Below are 856 nucleotides of genomic sequence, written 5' to 3' on the forward strand. Positions count from 1 at the left end.
ATAATGTCTTCTTCCTATACCTATGATGTTCTAATAATTGGCAGCGGCGCCGCTGGACTAAGTGCTGCTCTCGGTTTGAATAAAGACTTATCTGTTGCAGTGATATCAAAGGCAGGTCTATCTAGCGGCTCGACACCTTGGGCGCAAGGCGGAATTGCAGCGGTGCTCAGCGAGAAAGATGATATCGAGTCTCATATCAGAGACACACTTAATGCAGGTGCTGGTTTATGTCACGAAGACGCAGTCAGGCAGACTGTAGAAAACGGCAGACAGAGTGTCTCCTGGTTAGTTGATCAGGGTGTTGACTTTACCAAGATGGACAACGCTGAAGAAGACACTTATCACCTAACCAAAGAAGGTGGTCACAGTCACCGCCGCGTGATTCACGCGGACGATGCGACTGGCTTGGCAATCTCTACAGCACTTTGTTCGCAGGCAGAGTTAGCAGAAAATATCGATATTTTTGAAAACAGGGTTGCGGTCGACCTTATCACACACAAAAAGCTTTTCTTACCTGGCAATCGCTGCGTCGGGGCTTATGTACTTAACCAGTCCAGCGATCATGTCGAGCTATTCAAAGCACGATTCGTCGTACTGGCAACTGGCGGCGCAAGCAAAGCTTACCTATACACAAGCAACCCTGACGGCGCCAGCGGTGATGGCATTGCCATGGCCTGGCGTAGTGGTTGCCGCGTGGCCAATATGGAGTTCAACCAGTTTCACCCTACCTGCCTTTACCACCCACAAGCTAAGTCCTTTTTGATAACTGAAGCGGTACGTGGCGAAGGTGGAAAGTTGTTACTGCCAAATGGCGAACGATTTATGCATCGTTTTGATAAGCGAGAAGAATTAGCGC

The 856-nt window shown here is 49.1% G+C and carries 1 protein-coding gene; it reads left to right on the plus strand.

Annotation, left to right across the window (positions count from 1 at the left end; all coding sequences use genetic code 11):
• Positions 1-3: 3 nt before the first annotated feature.
• The coding region (locus A3763_RS01320) for an FAD-dependent oxidoreductase (protein ID WP_156494806.1) at positions 4-856 on the plus strand (853 nt) is incomplete at its 3' end.

This window comes from Oleiphilus sp. HI0128, assembly GCF_001635365.1.